General features: G+C 74.4%; 19 protein-coding genes. 6 read left to right on the top strand and 13 right to left on the bottom strand.

Annotation, left to right across the window (positions count from 1 at the left end; all coding sequences use genetic code 11):
- Nucleotides 1-190: 190 nt before the first annotated feature.
- The 3 genes from ACH4DX_RS16560 to ACH4DX_RS16550 all read right to left on the bottom strand — a co-directional run bounded on the left by ACH4DX_RS16560 (nucleotide 191) and on the right by ACH4DX_RS16550 (nucleotide 4,091).
- Nucleotides 191-481, bottom strand: a complete 291-nt coding sequence (locus ACH4DX_RS16560) for a hypothetical protein (protein WP_398155588.1) — start codon at nucleotides 479-481, stop codon at nucleotides 191-193.
- Between the two features lie 594 nt (nucleotides 482-1,075).
- Entirely contained in the window at nucleotides 1,076-2,617 is a 1,542-nt protein-coding gene (locus ACH4DX_RS16555) for an ATP-dependent DNA ligase (RefSeq protein ID WP_398155587.1), read from the bottom strand.
- 106 nt (nucleotides 2,618-2,723) lie between these two features.
- Nucleotides 2,724-4,091, bottom strand: coding sequence for a carboxyl transferase domain-containing protein (locus ACH4DX_RS16550; protein ID WP_398155812.1), 1,368 nt, complete (start codon nucleotides 4,089-4,091; stop codon nucleotides 2,724-2,726).
- Nucleotides 4,092-4,359: 268 nt separating this feature from the next.
- Here ACH4DX_RS16550 and ACH4DX_RS16545 point away from each other — a divergent pair, with 268 nt between their 5' ends.
- Nucleotides 4,360-4,773, top strand: a complete 414-nt coding sequence (locus ACH4DX_RS16545; protein ID WP_398118646.1) for an SsgA family sporulation/cell division regulator — start codon at nucleotides 4,360-4,362, stop codon at nucleotides 4,771-4,773.
- A 126-nt stretch (nucleotides 4,774-4,899) separates the two neighbouring features.
- On the opposite strand, the gene ACH4DX_RS16540 is transcribed toward ACH4DX_RS16545, so the two are convergent.
- From ACH4DX_RS16540 to ACH4DX_RS16530, 3 genes are all read right to left on the bottom strand, one after another.
- Nucleotides 4,900-5,913, bottom strand: a complete 1,014-nt coding sequence (locus ACH4DX_RS16540; RefSeq protein WP_398155586.1) for a Gfo/Idh/MocA family protein — start codon at nucleotides 5,911-5,913, stop codon at nucleotides 4,900-4,902.
- Entirely contained in the window at nucleotides 5,910-7,133 is a 1,224-nt protein-coding gene (locus tag ACH4DX_RS16535; RefSeq protein WP_398155585.1) for a D-alanyl-D-alanine carboxypeptidase family protein, read from the bottom strand. The genes ACH4DX_RS16540 and ACH4DX_RS16535 overlap by 4 nt, the downstream gene beginning before the upstream one ends.
- A 109-nt stretch (nucleotides 7,134-7,242) precedes the next feature.
- Nucleotides 7,243-8,448: an MFS transporter gene (locus ACH4DX_RS16530; RefSeq protein WP_398155584.1), complete on the bottom strand. Its 1,206-nt coding sequence runs from the start codon at nucleotides 8,446-8,448 to the stop codon at nucleotides 7,243-7,245.
- A 276-nt stretch (nucleotides 8,449-8,724) separates the two neighbouring features.
- Between ACH4DX_RS16530 and ACH4DX_RS16525 the strand changes: the two genes are divergently transcribed.
- Nucleotides 8,725-9,474: an AraC family transcriptional regulator gene (locus ACH4DX_RS16525; protein ID WP_398118652.1), complete on the top strand. Its 750-nt coding sequence runs from the start codon at nucleotides 8,725-8,727 to the stop codon at nucleotides 9,472-9,474.
- Nucleotides 9,475-9,545: 71 nt separating this feature from the next.
- Here the strand turns inward: ACH4DX_RS16525 and ACH4DX_RS16520 are convergent, their stop codons facing one another.
- Together ACH4DX_RS16520 and ACH4DX_RS16515 are read right to left on the bottom strand one after the other, a co-directional pair.
- The gene (locus ACH4DX_RS16520; protein ID WP_398155583.1) at nucleotides 9,546-10,040 is read right to left on the bottom strand and encodes a glutathione peroxidase; all 495 of its coding nucleotides are present in this window, start codon (nucleotides 10,038-10,040) and stop codon (nucleotides 9,546-9,548) included.
- A 10-nt stretch (nucleotides 10,041-10,050) separates the two neighbouring features.
- A complete protein-coding gene (locus ACH4DX_RS16515) occupies nucleotides 10,051-10,887 on the bottom strand; it encodes an ABC transporter permease (protein ID WP_398155582.1) in 837 nt (278 codons plus the stop codon).
- A 106-nt stretch (nucleotides 10,888-10,993) separates the two neighbouring features.
- On the opposite strand from ACH4DX_RS16515, the gene ACH4DX_RS16510 reads away from it, so the two are divergent.
- The 3 genes from ACH4DX_RS16510 to ACH4DX_RS16500 all read left to right on the top strand — a co-directional run bounded on the left by ACH4DX_RS16510 (nucleotide 10,994) and on the right by ACH4DX_RS16500 (nucleotide 13,646).
- Nucleotides 10,994-12,079, top strand: coding sequence for an S-(hydroxymethyl)mycothiol dehydrogenase (locus ACH4DX_RS16510; RefSeq protein ID WP_398118658.1), 1,086 nt, complete (start codon nucleotides 10,994-10,996; stop codon nucleotides 12,077-12,079).
- The gene (locus ACH4DX_RS16505) at nucleotides 12,079-12,738 is read left to right on the top strand and encodes an MBL fold metallo-hydrolase (protein WP_398155581.1); all 660 of its coding nucleotides are present in this window, start codon (nucleotides 12,079-12,081) and stop codon (nucleotides 12,736-12,738) included. The genes ACH4DX_RS16510 and ACH4DX_RS16505 overlap by 1 nt, the downstream gene beginning before the upstream one ends.
- A gap of 188 nt (nucleotides 12,739-12,926) precedes the next feature.
- Nucleotides 12,927-13,646 (top strand): DUF2470 domain-containing protein, encoded by a 720-nt coding sequence (locus tag ACH4DX_RS16500; RefSeq protein WP_398155580.1) that lies wholly within the window; start codon nucleotides 12,927-12,929, stop codon nucleotides 13,644-13,646.
- Here ACH4DX_RS16500 and ACH4DX_RS16495 read toward each other — a convergent pair.
- Nucleotides 13,585-13,923, bottom strand: coding sequence for a YkvA family protein (locus ACH4DX_RS16495; RefSeq protein ID WP_398155811.1), 339 nt, complete (start codon nucleotides 13,921-13,923; stop codon nucleotides 13,585-13,587). The genes ACH4DX_RS16500 and ACH4DX_RS16495 overlap by 62 nt on opposite strands.
- Nucleotides 13,924-14,001: 78 nt before the next feature.
- On the opposite strand from ACH4DX_RS16495, the gene ACH4DX_RS16490 reads away from it, so the two are divergent.
- Complete coding sequence (locus ACH4DX_RS16490) at nucleotides 14,002-14,652, top strand: isochorismatase family protein (protein WP_398155579.1); 651 nt, start codon at nucleotides 14,002-14,004, stop codon at nucleotides 14,650-14,652.
- Between the two features lie 73 nt (nucleotides 14,653-14,725).
- On the opposite strand, the gene ACH4DX_RS16485 is transcribed toward ACH4DX_RS16490, so the two are convergent.
- From ACH4DX_RS16485 to ACH4DX_RS16470, 4 genes are all read right to left on the bottom strand, one after another.
- A complete protein-coding gene (locus ACH4DX_RS16485) occupies nucleotides 14,726-15,913 on the bottom strand; it encodes a lactonase family protein (RefSeq protein ID WP_398155578.1) in 1,188 nt (395 codons plus the stop codon).
- A gap of 121 nt (nucleotides 15,914-16,034) precedes the next feature.
- Entirely contained in the window at nucleotides 16,035-16,205 is a 171-nt protein-coding gene (rpmF, locus tag ACH4DX_RS16480; protein WP_398155577.1) for a 50S ribosomal protein L32, read from the bottom strand.
- Nucleotides 16,206-16,301: 96 nt separating this feature from the next.
- Nucleotides 16,302-17,366, bottom strand: coding sequence for a glutathione S-transferase family protein (locus ACH4DX_RS16475; protein ID WP_398155576.1), 1,065 nt, complete (start codon nucleotides 17,364-17,366; stop codon nucleotides 16,302-16,304).
- Nucleotides 17,363-17,716, bottom strand: coding sequence for a hypothetical protein (locus ACH4DX_RS16470; protein WP_398118672.1), 354 nt, complete (start codon nucleotides 17,714-17,716; stop codon nucleotides 17,363-17,365). The genes ACH4DX_RS16475 and ACH4DX_RS16470 overlap by 4 nt, the downstream gene beginning before the upstream one ends.
- Between the last annotated feature and the right edge of the window lie 211 nt (nucleotides 17,717-17,927).

The following is a 17,927-nucleotide window of genomic DNA, read 5'->3' as shown; positions in this document are numbered from 1 at the left end:
CTCATGCCACCCTATCGGTGACGATTTTGCCCATACTTGGTGGTCTGCGGTGGGGCGGTGGCACTACGGGGCGGCGTCCGGGGAAGTGCCGCGCAAGTAGCCCGCCCCCGGCCCGCCCGGGACCGATCGACCCGCCGCGTGCGGCGCCCGCTGCGGGGGCTGCCACCCCGCCGCCGCGCCGCACGCCCGCTCAGCGCAGCCCCGCGACGTCGGCGACCTTGCCCGCCATGGTCGTCGTACCGGTGACGTTGGTCGTGGTGAAGCGGTCGGTCTGGAGGCGGTCGACGGTGTCGGCGACCGCACCGACGGTATCGGCGAGGTGGAGGTCCTTGACCGGGTTCTTCAAGGACTTCGTGCTGAGGTCCTTGGTGATGAGCTGATCCCCGGCGCCGTGCGACTCGTGACTGGCGACGGCGGGGGACGCGGCCCCCAGCGCCATCGCGACTCCGACGACTCCGGCAGCGGCCTTGGCGATGTTCACGTTCGGTCTCCGTTTCCTGGGGTTACTGGGGTTCCTGGGTTCCTGGGGTCTCTCGGGTTCCTCGGGCGCGCCGTGGCGTGCGACGGACCGGCCGTCGCGGCGCCGCATCACGGGACGCTCGGCGCGCTGCCGGAACACGTAACGCCGCCCGGGCCGCGGAAGTGACGGCAGATCACTCGTCCGCCGCGCCCCGGGCAGTCGCGCACGGCCGGCCCGCTGTGGCGTACCCCCGACATCGGCGTCACCCTTCCGGCACGGCGGCCGGGCACGCTGAGGGCATGTCCCCCACGACCACGCGGGCTCCACACCCCCGCCCCCGGGTGAGCCGGGGCGTCAAGCGCTTCTGGCTCGGCGCGCTGCTCGTCGTCGTCGGCTCGGTCGTCGTCACCCTGTTCGGATACGTGGGGCACTCGCGGGTGCTCAGGCTCCAGGAGGACGGTGTCCTCGTCCGGGGCACGGTCGTGGCCGTCACCGTCGACGGCGCCGGCAGGACCGAGAGCCTCTCCGTGCGGTTCCGGCCCGCGGCCGGGGGCGCCCCCGCCGCCGCTGACGGGGCGGTGCCCGGCACCGGGCCGCCGTCCGACTGCGACCCGACTACGGCGCGTCGTACCGCGCGAGCACCGTCTCCACCGTGTCCGCCTCGTCGGCGGGCTTGTCCTCCCGGTAGCGCACCACCCGTGCGAACCGCAGCGTCACCCCCGCCGGATAGCGCGTGGAGCGCTGCAACCCGTCGTAGGCGATCTCCACGACCAGCTCGGGGCGGACCCGCACCACAGGACCCTCCTCCTCGACGGCGAGCGCCCGCAGCCGCTCGGTCTGCCAGGTGAGCATCGCGTCGGTCATGCCCTTGAAGGTCTTGCCGAGCATGGCGTACGTCCCGTCGTCGCGCCGCGCCCCCAGATGCAGGTTGGACAGCTTCCCCGTACGCCTGCCGTGGCCCCACTCCGCCGCGAGGATCACCAGGTCCAGGGTGTGCACGGGCTTGACCTTGAGCCAGGAGGCACCGCGGCGGCCCGCGCTGTAGGGGGCGTCGAGCCCCTTCAGGACCGCGCCTTCGTGGCCGCGCGCCAGGGTGTCGGCGAAGAACGCGTCGGCGGCCCGGCGGGCCTCCTCGTCCGCCGGGTCGGGCACCAGCGTGCGGCGGACCCGCATCGGCTCCGGCACCAGGCGCGTGAGGCGGGCGTGCCGCTCCCGCAGCGGCAGGTCCAGGAGGTCCTCGTCGTCGGCGGACAGGGCGTCGAAGAACACCGGGGACAGCGGCATCTCGGCGGCCGCCGTCGCCACGTCGAGCCGGGACCCCACCCGCCCCGCGATGTCCTGGAAGGACCGCGGCCGCCCGTCGGGCCCGAGCGCGATGACCTCCCCGTCCAGGATGAAGCGCTCGGCCGCCAACTCCTGTACGGCGGACGTCACCTCCGGCAGCCGGGCGGTGATGTCGTCGAGCGTACGGGTGTAGACGCGTACGTCGGATCCGTCGCGGTGCACCTGGACGCGGATGCCGTCCAGCTTCTCCTCGACGGCACACGGGCCGAGCTTCTCGATGCCCTCGCCCACGGACGGCGCGCTGTGCGCCAGCATCGGCTGCACGGGACGGCCCACCGTCAGCCGGAACTCCTCCAGCGCCTCCGGCCCGCGTGCGAGCAGCGCCCGCGCGACCGGGGCGGGCGACCCCGCCAGCATCACCGCGCGCCGCACCGGCGCGGCCTGCGCCCCGGTGGCACGCGCGAGCCCCTCGGCGGCCACCGCGTCGAGGGCGCCCTGACGCACCTCCCCGGTCAGCAGCCCCAGCAGGAAACGCTGCTCCACCTCCGTGGCCGCGCCCAGCAACTCCTGGGCGAGGCGCCTGCGCTCGGCCTGCGCGCCCGACCCCGCCACCCCGGCGAGCGCGGTGAGGGCGCGGTCCACGTCCCCCACGGTGAGCGTCGGCACCGCTGCCGGGGCGACGGGGTCCTTGAGGGCGTTCCACCCCACCCCGATGCGGCCCTGCGGCAGCCGTCCGGCGAGATAGGGGATGACGAGCGGTACGTCGTCGGGTTCCGCCGCCCGGAACAACTCGGCCAGGAGTTCGATCTTCCGTGACCGCGCGGACGTCGCGGCCACACCCTTGGACACTTCCGCCACCCGGACAAACAACATGCGGCCATCCTGCAACGCGGGGCCCGATCCCGCACGGTACGGCCCAAGGCACGGACCGCGTTCGGGACGGGGTGCGGGGCCCGCCCCCGGGCAGCGGTGGACGGCTTCAGTGCGGCACGACCGCGCGTACGACGCCGAGCTCCACCAGGTCCTGCGGGCGCAGCCGCAGCCGTCCCGCCAGGTCGGGGACGTCCTCGTGGGGGAGCTTCAGGATGGCGGCCGCGGCCTCGGGGCCGATGACCGAGAAGTAGCTGTTCGGCGTGGCCCAGGTGTCGCCGGGCGCGGCGAGGGCCAGGGCGCCGCCGGAGCCGCCCTCGCCGATCACCAGGGACGTGACGGGGACGCGCGCGGCGGCCACCGCCGCGAAGACGTCCGCGATGGCCGCGCCCGCGCCCGCCCGCTCCGCCGCCGCGTCGTTGGCCGCGCCGGGGGTGTCGACGAGGGTGAGCACGGGAACCGAAAGGCGGTCGGCGAGGCGGACGAGGCGGGCCGCGGTGCGGTACCCCGCGGGCCGGGTGGGCGTCCCGGTCTGGGCGGCGTACGCGACCGCCCGGCCCGCGCGCAGCCCGAAGCCGCACAGCACGGTGTCGTCCGCGCCGCCGCAGCGGTCGCCGCTGAGCGGTTCGCGGACGTCGAAGTAGGCGTCTAGGTAGGCCTCGGCGCGCGGCCGCCCGGCGGCGCGGGCCCGGTGCACCGCGTCCCAGCCGGTGGCGGGCAGGGTCGTGGCGCCGAGGGCGCGCGGCGGTTCGGGCGCGCCGCTCGCGGGCGTGGTGAGCAGCCGCAGCCAGCGGCCGAGGCGGGCGGGCAGCAGCTCCGGCGCCACGACGGCGTCGATCGCGCCCGCGGCGAGCTGTGCCTCCGCCGTGTACGCGTCAGGGTCGGCGTCCGGCGGCCTCACCCGTGACCCCGCGAAGCCCACCTGCGCGCCGGGCAGCGCGAGGACGACGTCGGCGCCCGCGCCGAGCGTGGCCCAGCCGCCCCCCGTCGTCGGGTCGCGGAGCACCGCGATCTGCGGCAGCCCCGCCGCACGGTTCAGGACCGACTGGGCCGCCACGCGCTGGAGCTGGTGCAGGGCGCGCATGCCCTCCTGCATGCGGCTGCCGCCGGTCGCGATGAGCGAGACGAGCGGCAGGCCCCGTTCGCGAGCGGCCGTGTAGGCCGCCTCCAGCCGGTCTCCGGTGCGTTCGCCGAGCGACCCGCCCAGGTACCGGAAGTCGAAGGACACCAGGACGGCCGCTTCCCCCGCGACCGTCGCGGTCCCCGCGATCACGGATTCCGTCTCACCCGTACGCGCACGCGCGACGGCCCGCGCCTCGTCGTACCCCGCCCACGCCAGTGGGCCGTCCGGCCGCCCCGCCCGCGACGGGTACGAGAGGTCGGCGAAGTCCGACGCCACGGCGGCGACGGCCGCCCGCGCGGACACGCGGCCCGGAGCGCGGGGAGGCCCGGCGGGCGGCTGGGGCGACGAGGGCAGTGAGGAAGGGGACACGCCCGTACTCCTACCCGCTCGCCCCGCGTTCGTCGAGAACCCCCCGGCCGCGCTCACCGCCGCGGATCGGTCCGGTCCGGTGACGGGCGGGGCCGGTGCCGGGTGGATCTGTGGAGGTGCAGGTGGGGGCGAGTGTGGGTTGTTGTCGGAGAGGAGTGGTGTAGGTCACACGGATCTCTCTGTGCGCTTGCGTAATACGGGCACCCGCAACGGGGTCGAAGGGGCAAGGAAGCAGGAGAAGTGGAGAACGACCATGGCCGTGACGCTCGAACAGTCAGCCCGCGCCCGTCTGATCACCCCCGAGGGGCGTGAACGGCCCATCCCCGTGACGCTGCGCTACACCGCGGCCGACCCGCTCGCCGTGCAGATCTCCTTCCCTCCCGAGGTGTCCCTGGACGGCGCCGAGGTCACCTGGGTCTTCGGCCGCGGTCTGCTCGAAGCCGGCCTCGGCGCGCCCGCGGGCACGGGGGACGTGCACATCTGGCCGTGCGGCCGGGCCCGCACGGTCCTCGAGTTCCACGCGGTCCACGGCCTTGCCCTCGTACAGTTCGACCGCGCCGCCCTGCGCCGGTTCCTGATGCGGTCGTACGCCGTGGTGGGCGCGGGCGACGAGGAGGCGGACGGCGACCTGGACCGAGGGCTCCACCAGCTCCTGGGCGGGGTGTGAGCGGCAGGGGCACGGCGGTGCGGTGAGGCCGTGGCCCGCGGGCCGCCGCGAGCCGACGGCGCTGGAGCCCAGTGGCGGCTGTGAGCCGACGGCGCCGTGGCCCACAAGGCTCCGCGAGCCGACGGCTCAGCGGTAGAAGGCGGGGCGCTCGGCCAGGCCGACCTCGGCCCTGCCGCCGTCGACGAGCGCCCGCACCCCCGCCTCGGCGACGGCCGCCGCCGCGTAGCCGTCCCACGCGCTCGGCCCCGTCACCCGGCCCTCCCGCGCGTCCGCCACCCACTCGCGCACCTCGCGGTCGTAGGCGTCGGCGAACCGCACCACGTAGTCCTGGGCGATCTCCTGCTGGGCGCGGCCCGCGGACCGCACCACCATCGCGGGTTCGTCGCCGATGCGGGCACTGCCCCTCTCACCGACCGCCTCGCAGGCGACCTCGTAGCCGAAGCCGCAGTTGACGAAGATCTCCACGTCCACGACGGCGCCGTCGTCCGTCTCGAGGAGCACGAGCTGCGGATCCTGAAGACCGGCGGGGGCGCTCGCCGACGGGCGCGGCCTGACCACGGTCACCGCCGTCACCTCCTGGCCGAGGAGCCAGCGGGCCGCGTCGATCTCGTGCGACACCGAGCTGCTGATCAGCATCGCGGAGGTGAAGTGCGGCGGCGAGGCCACGTTGCGGTGCCTACAGTGCAGCATCAGGGTCCTGCCGATGCCGCCGGAGTCGAGCAGCGCCTTCAGCCCCAAGTACTCGGCGTCGTAGCGGCGCATGAACCCCACCTGGATCAGCCGCCGCCCGCCGCGGGCCTCCGCCGCCACCACGCGCAGCGCGGCCGCGGCGTCGTGCGCGAGCGGCTTCTCGCACAGCACGGGCAGACCCCGGTCGAGCGCCGCGAGCAACGCCTCCTCGTGCGCGTGTTCGGGCGAGGCCACGAGCACCGCACCCACGCCGGGCTCCGCGACGGCGGCGAGCGCGTCGGCGTGCACGCGTACGCCGCCGAGCCCGGCCACGGCGGCACGGGCCCGCGCCCGGTCGGGATCCGCGACGGCCACCACGTGGGCCCCGGCCACGGACCGCGCGAGGCGCCGTATGTGGTCGGCGCCCATGTGGCCCGCGCCGAGCACGGCCACCCCCAACGACTCGCTCACCGGATGAACTCCCCTCCCGCGGCCCTGCGTCGGGCCACCGTAGCGGCCCGGCGGCGTACGAGCACCAGGCACCCGGCGAGAACGGCGGCCGAGCCCACGCCGACGAGGACCAGGGCGAGCGAGGACGAGTCGTTGGACCGCCCCGGCGGCACGATCGCGGCCGCCGCGCTGCGCAGGTCGCGGTCCGGGGCCTTGCGCGGCCTCGCCGGCAGCAGCGACCCCACCGGCTGTACGCGGCCGACCGCGCTGAAGCCCCAGTCCAGCAGCGTCCTGGCCTCCTCGTACACGGAGAAGCCGCCCCCGCCCGGGTCCATCACCGTCACGAGCACGGTGCGGGTGCCGCGGTGGGCCGCGGCGATGAGAGTGTGCCCGGCGCCGCTGGTGTAGCCGTTCTTGACGCCGATCAGGCCGGGGTAGGGGGCCACGCCGTCCGCGCCCGTGAGGAGGCGGTTGGTGTTCTGGATGGGGTACGACCAGTCGCCGTGCGGGAAGCGCGCCCGCACCGTCGAGCAGTAGCGGGCGAACTGCGGATCGGCGAGACCGGCCCGGCCGAACACCGCCAGGTCGAACGCGGACGACACCTGGCCGGGGGCGTCGTAGCCGTCGGGCGAGACCACCTGGGTGTCCCTCGCGCCCAGCTCGCGGGCCTTGGCCTGCATCTGCCGCACGGTGTGCCGCCAGCCGCCGTTCATCTCGGCGAGTACGTGCACGGCGTCGTTGCCCGAGCTGAGGAACACCCCGCGCCACAGGTCCGCGACCCGGTACCTGCGCCCCGCGTCGACGCCCACCAGGCTGCTGCCGCCGCCGACCTTGCGGAGTTCGCGGTCGGTGACCGTGTGCGGGGTGTCCGGGTGCAGCCGGGGCAGGGCCGTCAGGGCGAACAGGGACTTCAGGGTGGACGCGGGCCGCAGCCGACGGTGCGCGTTGTGCGCGGCAAGCACCTCGCCCGTGCGGGCGTCGGACACCAGCCAGGAGCGGGCGGTCAGGTCACGAGGGGCCAGTGGGACGCCGACTGCCGGGCGCACCTGGACACCGGGCCGGTCGAGCAGGGACGAGGAGTACGCGGGCAGCGGCTTCGGCGGCGCGGGCTCGGCGGCGACGCCCGGCGCCGACAGGCCGGCCGCCGGTGCCGACAGGCAGACCGAGGCGCCGGCGGCGAGGGCCGCGGCGCGCAGGACGGTGGCGCGCCCGAGCGGACGCGAAAGGTACCTGGTGACCATTCAGCCACCGTAGAAGCGGGCTTCCGGCCGCGCAGATCGGCTTGGCCCGGGTGGATGTATCGCGCCCGCCGAGAGCGCGGGCCCGGCAGGCCGTGTGCATCGGCATGCATCAACCTCGCTCGGGGGAGCGGTAGTCCTCGGCGGGCGCGGCTTCCGGCACGGGGACCGCTTCCGGCATGGCGGGCTCGCGCAGGGGGCGCAGCAGCAGCCAGCCGACGGCGGGCAGGACGATCAGGGGTGCCAGGGCGGTCCGGAGGGACGTCGTGTCCGCGAGGGCGCCGATGGCGGGGCTCGCCACGCCGCCGACGCTGACGGTCAGCCCCAGCGTCACACCGCCCGCGGTGCCCACGCGCCGCGGCAGGTAGTCCTGGCCGAGCGTGACATGCAGGGAGAAGGGCACGTACAGGCCCGCGGAGGTGAGCACGACGAACAGGTACAGGAGGGGTCCGGGGACGAGGACGACTCCGGCGACGGCGAGCACGCTCAGCGCGTACGACCACTTCACCACCGTGACGCGGCTGTACCGGGTGGCGAGCCGCCCTCCGACGACCGTGCCCACCGCGCCGCCGAGATAGAGCACGAACAGCGCGACCGTACCGGCGAACCCACCACCGGAGGTGCGCTCGCGCACGTACAGCGCGATGAAGGCGCTCAGGCCGACGAAGACGATCGAGCGGCACACCACGGCACCGGAGAGACGCAGGAAGGAGGGCCAGTCGTCGTGGCCGTTCGCGTCGCCGCCGCGGGCGGTGGCCGTGGCCGTGCCCGGCGCCCGGAGCGCGCGCAGCGCCACCGCGCACAGGGCCCCGCCCGCGACGGCCGGCACGACGAGCAGCGGGGACGCGCCCAGGCCGCCGGCCGCGATCACGGCGGCGACCAGCAGCGGGGCCGTGGCGAAGCCGACGTTGCCGCCCAACGAGAACCAGCCCATCGCGGTGTGGCTGCCGCCGCTCGCGACCCGCGCCATGCGGGCGGCCTCGGGGTGGTACGCCGCGACGCCGATCCCGGAGACGGCGACGACCGCCAGCGTGAGGGCGTAGGAGCCGCCGACGCCGCTGAGCGCCACTCCCGCGCCGCCCACCAGCGAGCTGACCGGCAGCAGCCACGGCAGCGCCCACTTGTCGGTGAGCGCCCCGAACAGGGGCTGCACCACGGACGACAGGAGTGAGGCGGCGAGGACGATGCCGGACGCGGCGGCGTAGGAGTAGGCGCGCTCGGACACGAAGAACGGTACGAGGGCGGCGACCGAGCCCTGGTACACGTCCACGCAGGCGTGGCTGAGGGACAGCAGGGTGAGGGGCTTCTTCGGGGACACCCGTCGATGGTCGCCACCGTGACCGCTGTCGGGCTTCCGATAAAGTGCCAGCCTGTAGCGATTTTCCGCCAGGCCCGCGTCGGAGGTGACGCAGCCGTGCCAGAGGCCTTCGGTCGCCGGGGGGAGGTGTCCGTGCCGGAAGTTGCCAGCCGCCCAGGGGAGGCGCCCCTGCTCGGAGCCATCCGCCGCCCGGGGGAGGCGCCCCTGCCCGGAGCCGTCCGCCGCCCGGGGGAGGCGCCCCTGCCGGGAACCGCCCGCCGCCCGGGAAAGGCCCCCGTGCCGGAAGCCGTCCGGCACACCCCCACGGCGCCGACCCACGTCCGGCACCTCGCCGCCGGTGAGCGCATCGACGCCCATCGGCACGACGACCACCAGATCGTGCTGCCGGGCTCCGGGGTCGTCGCCGTCACCACGGAGGCCGGCACGTGGTTCGCGCCGGGCAACCGCGCCATCTGGGTACCCGCGGGCACCGTCCACGCCCACCGCGCGCACGGCCGCCTGAACGCGCACTTCGTCGGCCTGCCCGCCGACGAGAACCCGCTGCACCTGGACGCCCCCACGGTCCTGACCGTGAGCCCGCTGCTGCGGGAGCTGATCGTCGAGTACACGCGCGTGCCCGCCGCGACCGGCCCCGAACGCGGCCGGTTGCGCGCCGTCCTGCTCGATCAGCTACGGGCGTCGCCGCAGCAGCCGATGCAGCTGCCCACGCCCACCGACCCCCGCCTCGCGGCCGTCTGCTCGCTCGTCCACGACCACCCCGCCGACCCCCGTACGCTCGCCGCGCTCGGGGCCGCGACCGGAGTCGGCGAGCGCACCCTCAGCCGTCTCTTCCGTGCCGAACTGGGCATGACGTTCCCGCAGTGGCGCACCCAGTCCCGCCTCTACCACGCCCTGCGGATGCTCGCGGACGACACGCCCGTCACGACCGTGGCCCACCACTGCGGCTGGTCGTCGACGAGCGCGTTCATCGATGTCTTCCGGCGGTCGTTCGGGTACACGCCGGGCACGCACAACCGCCGTCCCTGACCGCACGTCGTCGACCGCCGGACGCCCAGGACGCCGTCGTGGCTGTGGAGGGCCCGGGCGCGTGCCCGGGCCTAAGCGGACGGCAGGTTCGCCTCGACGGCGGCGACGACCTCGGGGGCGTCGGGCTCGGTCTGCGGGGAGAAGCGGGCGACGACCTCGCCGTCGGGGGAGATCAGGAACTTCTCGAAGTTCCAGCGGACGTCCCCGGTGTGGCCCTCCGCGTCGGCCGTCGGCACGAGCCGCTCGTACAGGGCGTGCCGCCCGTCGCCGTTCACCTCCACCTTCTCCGTCAGCGGAAACGTCACGCCGTACGTGGCGGAGCAGAACTCGGCGATCTCCTGCGACGTGCCGGGCTCCTGGCCCATGAACTGGTTGCAGGGAACGCCGATGACGGTGAAGCCGTGCGGCGCGTACCGCTCGTGCAGGCGCTCGAGCCCGGTGTACTGGGGCGTGAGACCGCACTTGGAGGCCACGTTGACGACCAGGACGGCTCTGCCCCGGTACTGGGAGAGGTCGGCGGGTCCGCCCTGGAGGCTGTCGATGTCGATCGCGTCGTAAACAGACATGCCGCGGAGCTTACGGCCTGCGCCGTACCACGCCCGCACGGGCGGCTTCTCCGCGCCGGTCCCGGGCGGAGTCCGGCTCGCGGTGCAGCTTCCCGTACGCGATGAGCTCCACGGTCACCGCGACGGCCACCGCCTGCACCGCCATCAGGGCGATGAGCACGAAGAGCTGCACGGCGCCCGCCTGCACCGGCGAAGCCCCGCCGAGCAGCATGCCGACGAACGCGCCGGGCAGCGTGACGAGGCCGACCGTGCGGGTCTGGTCGAGGCCGGGCAGGAGCGCGTCGGACGCGGCGGGGCGGACGACCTCCAGACGGGCGTCGCGCTCCGGCAGGCCGATCGCGAGGCCCGCCTCGAACTCGCCACAGCGGGTGCGCAGCTCGTCGAGGGAGCGACGGCCGCCGAGGACCGTCGCGGTGAGCGCGCCGCCGATGAGGATGCCGGTCACGGGGATCATCGCGATGCCGTCCACGGGCACGAGACCCGTGAGCGCGAGGGCCGCGACGACCGGCACCACGGGCACGGCGAGGGGCACGGCCGCCCACCACCAGGTGGCGTTCGGGGTGACGCGGCGCCCCGCGGTGCGTGTGGCGACGGCGAACATCAGCAGCAGGAAGGCGAACAGCGCCACCCCGTGGTGCACCACCCAGCCGATCAGCAGCGACACCGCGCCGAGCTGGGCCGCGGCCCGCACCCCGGCCACGACGACCTCCCGTGCGCGGCCCCGCGACGCGTCGGGCGACAGCCGGAACACCGCGGCCGCCGCCGCCGCGACGAGCAGCAGCACCACCAGCGCCGCAGCGAGCGCGGCGTTCACGGGCAGCAGCGTCTGAGCAGCGGATACGCGCACGTCCACAGCCTAGGTGCGCGGACCCGTAGGCTCCTCGTACCGGCGCGTCCGCCCTCGTGGCGGCCGTGCCGGACGGACGTACGCAGGCGAGAGAAGGGCGAGAGTCATGGCGCAGCAAGTGCGGGGAGTGGTCGCACGGGCGAAGGGTGAGCCGGTGCGGATCGAGACGGTCACCGTGCCCGACCCGGGGCCGGGTGAAGCCGTGGTGAAGGTCCAGGCGTGTGGGGTGTGCCACACCGACCTGCACTATCGCGAGGGCGGCATCAACGACGAGTTCCCGTTCCTGCTCGGGCACGAGGCGGCGGGCGTCGTGGAGTCGGTGGGCGAGGGCGTCACCGAGGTCGCGCCCGGTGACTTCGTGATCCTCAACTGGCGGGCCGTGTGCGGGCAGTGCCGTGCCTGTCTGCGCGGGCGCCCGCAGTACTGCTTCGACACGCACAACGCCAAGCAGAGGATGACCCTGGCCGACGGCACCGAACTGGCGCCCGCGCTCGGCATCGGGGCGTTCGCGGAGAAGACGCTCGTCGCGGCCGGGCAGTGCACCAAGGTGGACCCGGCGGCCTCCCCGGCCGCGGCGGGCCTGCTCGGCTGCGGGGTGATGGCGGGGATCGGCGCCGCCATCAACACCGGCGGAGTGGGCCGCGGCGACTCCGTCGCGGTCATCGGCTGCGGCGGCGTCGGCAACGCCTCCGTCGTCGGGGCTCGCCTCGCGGGCGCGGCGAAGATCATCGCTGTCGACGTCGACGACCGCAAGCTGGAGACCGCGCGCGGTCTCGGCGCCACCCACACCGTCAACTCGCGCTCCACGGACCCCGTCGAGGCCGTCCGCGAACTGACCGGCGGATTCGGGGCCGACGTCGTCATCGAGGCGGTCGGCCGCCCGGAGACGTACGAGCAGGCCTTCTACGCCCGGGACCTGGCGGGCACGGTCGTCCTGGTCGGCGTGCCGACACCGGACATGCGCATCGACCTGCCGCTGCTCGACGTCTTCGGCCGCGGCGGCGCGCTGAAGTCGAGCTGGTACGGGGACTGCCTGCCCTCGCGCGACTTCCCGATGCTCATCGACCTCTACCGCCAGGGACGGCTCGACCTCGACGCGTTCGTGACCGAGACGATCGCGCTCGACGAGGTCGAGAAGGCCTTCGAGCGGATGCACCAGGGCGACGTGCTGCGTTCGGTGGTGGTGTTCTGATGACCGCCGCGACCGCCCCCGGCGAGGGCGGCGCCGCGCGCGTCGACCATCTCGTCACCTCCGGCACGTTCTCGCTCGACGGCGGGACGTGGGACGTCGACAACAACGTCTGGATCGTCGGCGACGACCACGAGGCCGTCGTCATCGACGCGGCGCACGACGCCGAAGCCATCGCGGCCGCCCTGGGCGAGCGGCGCCTGGTCGCCATCGTGTGCACGCACGCCCACGACGACCACGTCGACGCCGCACCGGCCCTCGCGGCCCGCACCGGCGCCCCGATCCTGCTGCACCCCGACGACCTGGAGCTGTGGAAGCTCACCCACCCGGACCGCGCACCCGACGGCGAACTCGCCGACGGGCAGGAGCTGACGGTGGCAGGGACGGTGCTGCGGGTGCTGCACACCCCCGGCCACTGCCGCGGCGCCGTCAGCCTGTACGCGCCGTCGCTCGGCACCGTCTTCACCGGGGACACGCTGTTCGCGGGCGGGCCCGGCGCGACGGGCCGCTCCTTCAGCGACTTCCCGACGATCGTGGAGTCCATCCGGGAACGGCTCCTGACGCTGCCCCCGGAGACAGTGGTGCGCACCGGGCACGGTGACAGCACGACGATCGGCGCGGAGGCGCCGCAGCTCGACGAGTGGATCGCGCGCGGGCACTAGACCGTGTCCGCCTCCGCGGCGGGCCGCGCCCGCCGTGACTGCGGGCCGCCTCCGCTGGACCGGCGCCAGGGCCGTCCTCGACTGTCGCTCGAGGGCGGCCTTCGTCGTGCACACCGCAGCTCACGCCTGCTGGCAGCACGCCCCGATCTCCGATAAGTTAGGCAAGGCTTACCTAATGGAGGTTCAGGATGGGTGTCCGACACGTCAGCACGACCATGCCCACCGCGGCGGCGCGCGCCCGCTCCGTGCTCACCACCGCCTGGTCCTGTGCGGTGACCACGGAGATCGGCAGGGACGATCTCGTCGGCGCCCACACCGTGAGCGAACGGGGCACGGTGATCCTGCACCCGCCCGAGGACAGCGCGCTCGCCGCCGCCTTGATCTGCGCCCCGCGCGGCGAGCCGTCCACGCTCCTGGAGTTCGCGGACGTGGCCCCGGTGCCGATCAGGGACCGGGTGCGCTCACGGCTCTGGCTCTCCGGCACGCTCACCACGACCCGCGACCACCTCGTGTTCGATCCGGTCTGCGTGGTCCTGCACGACGCGGGCGGTCGTACGGGCATCGACCTCGACGAGTTCGCGCTCACCGACCCCGACCCGCTCGCGCAGGCCGAGTCCCGGCTGCTCACGCATCTCGCCGACGCCCATCCGGAGGCCGTGGAGCAGCTCACGCGGCTGATCTCCGCGGACAGCCTCGCCGGCGTCGTCGCCGTCAAACCGCTCGCCATCGACCGGTACGGCCTGACGCTGCGTCTGGAACGCGTCAGCAGTCAGGCCGACGTACGCCTTCAGTTCCATGAACACGTCGACGACCTCGGCCAGGTCACCGAGCGGATGCACGCCCTGCTCACCAAGGCGCGTCTGCTGCGCCGCCCGGTGCTGCGCCCGAGCGCCCCTCCCGAGTCCTGAGCACCTCCCCACCCCCTCCGGAGGGCGGCTCGGCACCGGACCGCAGGGACCGCAGCGCCAGGAACAGCACACCTATGTCGTCCAGAAGCACGGGGTCGGGCATCAGGTCGGCGGGCAGCACGAGATAGCCGATCGCGCCCCAGAACACCCACGCCCGCCCCGTCGGCAGCCCGGCCCGCCGCAGCGCGCGGCGGGTGCGGACGAGCCGTACCAGGAGCACGACGGCCACCACCAGCATCGCGACCACGAGGACCGCGGCCACGGCGAGCAGCACCATGACTTCCGAGTTCACCGCACCAGCACTCCGATCGAATTGAGGGGCGCGGCCGGCGCGGCCACGGGCATGATGGCGCCCATGAACACCGACAGCCGTCCCGAGCCCGTCGCGGCCACGCCCGCCGGGTCCCTGGACTCCCCAGCTTCAGACACAGGTTCGCCTACCCGCACCGACGACCCCGTGCACGCACTGATCGTGGTCGACATGCAGTCTGCCTTCGTCACCGGTGCGGACGCCGTGCCCCACGCCGCCACCGTCCTCGCCCGCACCGAACAGCTCATCGCCGGGGCCCGCGCGGCCGGCGCCCTCGTCGTGCAGTTGCAGAACGACGGCCCCGAGGGCGCGCCGGACGAGGTGGGCACGCCCAGCTGGGAGGTCCATCTGCCGGTGGACACCGAACGCGGTGAGGTGGTGCTGCGCAAGACCGCGGACGACGGCTTCGAGGAGACCGGACTCGAGAAGCTGTTGCGGGGCAGGGGCGTCACCGCGCTCGCCGTCTGCGGCGTCATGTCGGAGATGTGCGTCAGCGCCACCGCCCGCACGGCCCTCGACCTCGACTTCCGCGTCGTCATCGCGCACGACGCCCACGGCACGTACGACATACCGGCCGCCGCGGGCATCGGCGACGCCGTCCCCGCGGCGACGGTGTCACGCGTCGCCGAGTGGGCACTCGGCGACGAGGTCGAGATCGTGCCGAGCGCCGACGGCGTGCGCTTCGTGGCGCCGTAGCGGGGTTCGTTCGGGCACCCCCGCTACGGGCGTGTCCGGGGCCCCCGCGTCGGGCACCCGCGCGCCGCGTTCCTCACAACGGCAGGACGCACACCGCGACGGGCGCCCGGAACGGCCTGCCCGCCGGGCTGAGCGCCCCGGTCCGCCCGTCCACGCGGAACACGCTCACCGACCCCGAGCGCTGGTTCGCGGTGAACAGGAGCCGGCCCGACGCGGAGAGCGCGAGGTGGCGCGGGAAGTCGCCGTCCACCGGCACCGTGCCGAGCAGCCGCAGGCGGGCGCCGCCGCGCTCGACCGCGTACCGGGTCAGGGTGTTGTCCCCGCGGTTGGCGAGGTAGGCGAAGGCCCCGTCACCGGTCACGACGAGCTGCGCGGGATAGCTCGTGACGCCGGGGCGGGTGCCGGTGGGCTGCGGAGCACCCGGAGTGAGCCGTCCGCTCGCCGGGTCGTAGGCGCAGACGACGACGGTGTTGTCGAGCTCGTCGGCGAGGTACGCGAAGCGCCCCGACGGGTGGAAGGCGAGATTGCGCGGCCCGGCCCCCGGCCGCACCGTCGCGTGGGAGACACGGCTCAGCTTTCCGGCGGCCGTGTCGAGCCGGTAGGTGTAGACCGTGTCGGTGCCGAGGTCGACGGCGAGGACGTGGCGGCCGTCCGGCGCGGTCACGATCTGGTGGGCGTGCGGCCCCTGCTGGCCGGGCCCGGGCGGCGGCGTGGAGTGCGTGACGAGATCGGTGCGCTCGCCGAGGGCGCCCGACGCCTCGATGGGGTGCACGGCCACGCTGCCGGAGGTGTAGTGGGCGCTCAGCAGCCAGCGGCCGCCGGGGTGCACGGACAGGTGGCAGGGCCCGGCACCGCCGCTGGCGCGCGTGCCGAGCACCCGCGGGCTGCCCGCGGGCGGCAGGTCGACCGCCGTCACCCCGCCCTGCGCGCGCTCGTTGACGGCGTACAGCGACCGCCCCGAGGGGTGCACCGCGAGATAGGAGGGGTCCGCCACGCCTTCGATGGTGCCCGCGGCGGTCACGGTGCCCGTCGCCTCGTCGTACGTGGCTGTCCCGATGCCGGTTCCACCGCCCGGCTGCGAGGTGTACGTGCCGAGGAACAGGCGCCGTTGCGCGCCGGCGCCTCCACGGGCCGGAGCCGCGTCGGCCGAAGCCGCATCTGCCGGAGCCGCCCCGGCCGGAGCCGCCCCGGCCGGAGCCGCGCCGGTCACGGCCGCCGTGGTCACGGCGAGGGACGTACCGATGAACCGCCTTCTGTTCATGACTGCACCTCATGGACGGGAGTGACGGATGTGACAGCCACAGTGACCCCAGAAGTCCCAACGGACAAGACCCGCAACATGAGTTGCATTCCGTGCAACGCGCCGCTCGCGCCCCGCGGTGTCAGCCCTCGGGGGTGACGAGGCCGCGCTCGTATGCCTTGACCAGGCGCTGCGGGACCATCCGGGGGACGCCGTCGACCGTCACCGGCACCAGCTGGGGGGTGGTGGCCTTCCACTGGGCGCGGCGGTGACGCGTGTTGCTGCGGGACATCTTCCGCTTCGGTACGGCCATCGGATCCTCCTGGTGCGAGGGGTACGGGGACGGCCCGAGGCTATATGAAAATGGATCCCATGAGCAAAAGGTGCCTGGGTCGGCGGTACGACGCCGTCACGGACGCCCCGCCGCAGCGACCTCCTCACCCTCCGGAACCGGCCCGGGTGCCGTCCCCGCACCGAACGGGCTGCCGCCGAGCTGCTCGCGGTGGTGCGGCGTCAGCCACCCCGTCAGGTCGGGGCCGAGGGGGACGACGGCGGTGGGGTTGATGCCCGTGTGCACTTGGTAGTAGTGGCGCTTGATGTGGTCGAAGTCGACCGTGTCGCCGAAGCCCGGGGTCTGGTAGAGGTCACGGGCGTAGGCCCACAGGACGGGGTCCTCGGTCAGCTTCCTGCGGTTGCACTTGAAGTGGCCGTGGTACACCGCGTCGAAGCGCACCAGCGTCGTGAACAGCCGGATGTCGGCCTCCGTGATGCTGTCGCCCACCAGATAGCGGCGCTCGGCGAGTCGCCGCGACGTCTCGTCGAGGCGCCGGAACACATCCTCGTACGCGGACTCGTACTCGTGCTGGGTGGAGGCGAAGCCCGCGCGGTACACGCCGTTGTTGACGTCGTGGTAGATGCCTTCCATCACCTCGTCGATCTCCGCGCGCAGCGGCTCGGGATACAGCTCGGGGGCGCCGGGGCGGTGCAGGTCCTGCCATTCCGTGGCGAGGTCCAGGGTGATCTGCTGGTAGTCGTTCGTGACCAGCTTGCCGCTCGGGACGTCCACGATCGCGGGCACGCTCACGCCGCCCGGATAATCCGACTCGCGTGCGTCGTAGGCCTCGCTGAGGTGGTGGATGCCGAGGACGGGGTCGCGGCCGCCCGGGTCGAGGGTGAAGCGCCAGCTCCGGTCGTCCTGGATCGGATCGGTGACGGCGAGGGAGAGCGCGTCCTCCAGGCCGAGCAGTCTGCGGGAGACGAGGGCGCGGCTCGCCCACGGGCAGGCCCTGCTCACCACCAGGCGATAGCGCCCCGCCTCCACGGGCCAGCCGTCCCTGCCGTCCGCCGTCACACGGTCGGCGAAGTGACTGCGCGAGCGCTTGAACGGCTTCTTGCCGAGCGCGGCGTTGCCGGACGCCTGATCCCCACCGGACGTCCCTCCGTCCTTGGGTTTCCGCTCGCCCCCCTCGCTCACCGCAGGCTCCCCTCGCGGCGCGGGGCCGGGGCTGTCGCGGGGGCCGACGCCGCGTCCGGCCCGGTAGGTCGGCGGCCGTCCGGTGACGGTTCGTCGGCGGGCCCGCGGTCGGCGTCGGCGGGCTCCGGAGTCGGGGCGGGCGGCGCGAGATCGTAGATCCTGTCCAGGAGCCAGGCCTCGTTGCCCGCGAGGCCCGCGCGCCGCAGCGCCTCGTCGGCGTCCGCGATCGGCACGGCGAGCAGCGCCGCCGTCTGTGCCGTCGCGGGCGCGGACAGGGCGGCGCGCGCGGTGTGCAGCAGCCGCAAGCACGCCTGCGCCGCGGCCAGTTCGGGATACGTCGTGCCGGTCATGTCGGTTGGCTCCTTAGCGCGCGGTTCCCAAGGTCGAAGGTGCAACCCCCACTCTTGCGCACGGGTCTGACAATTGCCCTTCAACCGCCACGCGAGCCGCCGCCCGGCGTCACGTCACGCGGTCGGCGGCGCGGGGTCACCCGGACCGGCGTACCGGTCCTCGGCAGCCGGACGGCGTACCGGTCCCGAGCAGCCGGACGGCGTACCGGCA

It is taken from the genome of Streptomyces sp. NPDC017940 (assembly GCF_044328435.1).
Lineage (GTDB): Bacteria > Actinomycetota > Actinomycetes > Streptomycetales > Streptomycetaceae > Streptomyces.
This window is presented reverse-complemented; position numbering and strand designations above follow the sequence as displayed.

Bases quoted from the DNA above. Each gene is read 5' to 3' on its own strand.
- ACH4DX_RS16490 (WP_398155579.1), top strand. From the start codon at position 14,002: ATGAACACCGACAGCCGTCCCGAGCCCGTCGCGGCCACGCCCGCCGGG.
- ACH4DX_RS16500 (WP_398155580.1), top strand. From the start codon at position 12,927: ATGGGTGTCCGACACGTCAGCACGACCATGCCCACCGCGGCGGCGCGC.
- ACH4DX_RS16520 (WP_398155583.1), bottom strand. From the start codon at position 10,040: ATGTCTGTTTACGACGCGATCGACATCGACAGCCTCCAGGGCGGACCC.
- ACH4DX_RS16510 (WP_398118658.1), top strand. From the start codon at position 10,994: ATGGCGCAGCAAGTGCGGGGAGTGGTCGCACGGGCGAAGGGTGAGCCG.
- ACH4DX_RS16545 (WP_398118646.1), top strand. From the start codon at position 4,360: ATGGCCGTGACGCTCGAACAGTCAGCCCGCGCCCGTCTGATCACCCCC.
- ACH4DX_RS16485 (WP_398155578.1), bottom strand. From the start codon at position 15,913: ATGAACAGAAGGCGGTTCATCGGTACGTCCCTCGCCGTGACCACGGCG.
- ACH4DX_RS16495 (WP_398155811.1), bottom strand. From the start codon at position 13,923: ATGGTGCTGCTCGCCGTGGCCGCGGTCCTCGTGGTCGCGATGCTGGTG.
- rpmF (WP_398155577.1), bottom strand. From the start codon at position 16,205: ATGGCCGTACCGAAGCGGAAGATGTCCCGCAGCAACACGCGTCACCGC.
- ACH4DX_RS16535 (WP_398155585.1), bottom strand. From the start codon at position 7,133: ATGGTCACCAGGTACCTTTCGCGTCCGCTCGGGCGCGCCACCGTCCTG.
- ACH4DX_RS16555 (WP_398155587.1), bottom strand. From the start codon at position 2,617: ATGTTGTTTGTCCGGGTGGCGGAAGTGTCCAAGGGTGTGGCCGCGACG.
- ACH4DX_RS16505 (WP_398155581.1), top strand. From the start codon at position 12,079: ATGACCGCCGCGACCGCCCCCGGCGAGGGCGGCGCCGCGCGCGTCGAC.
- ACH4DX_RS16470 (WP_398118672.1), bottom strand. From the start codon at position 17,716: ATGACCGGCACGACGTATCCCGAACTGGCCGCGGCGCAGGCGTGCTTG.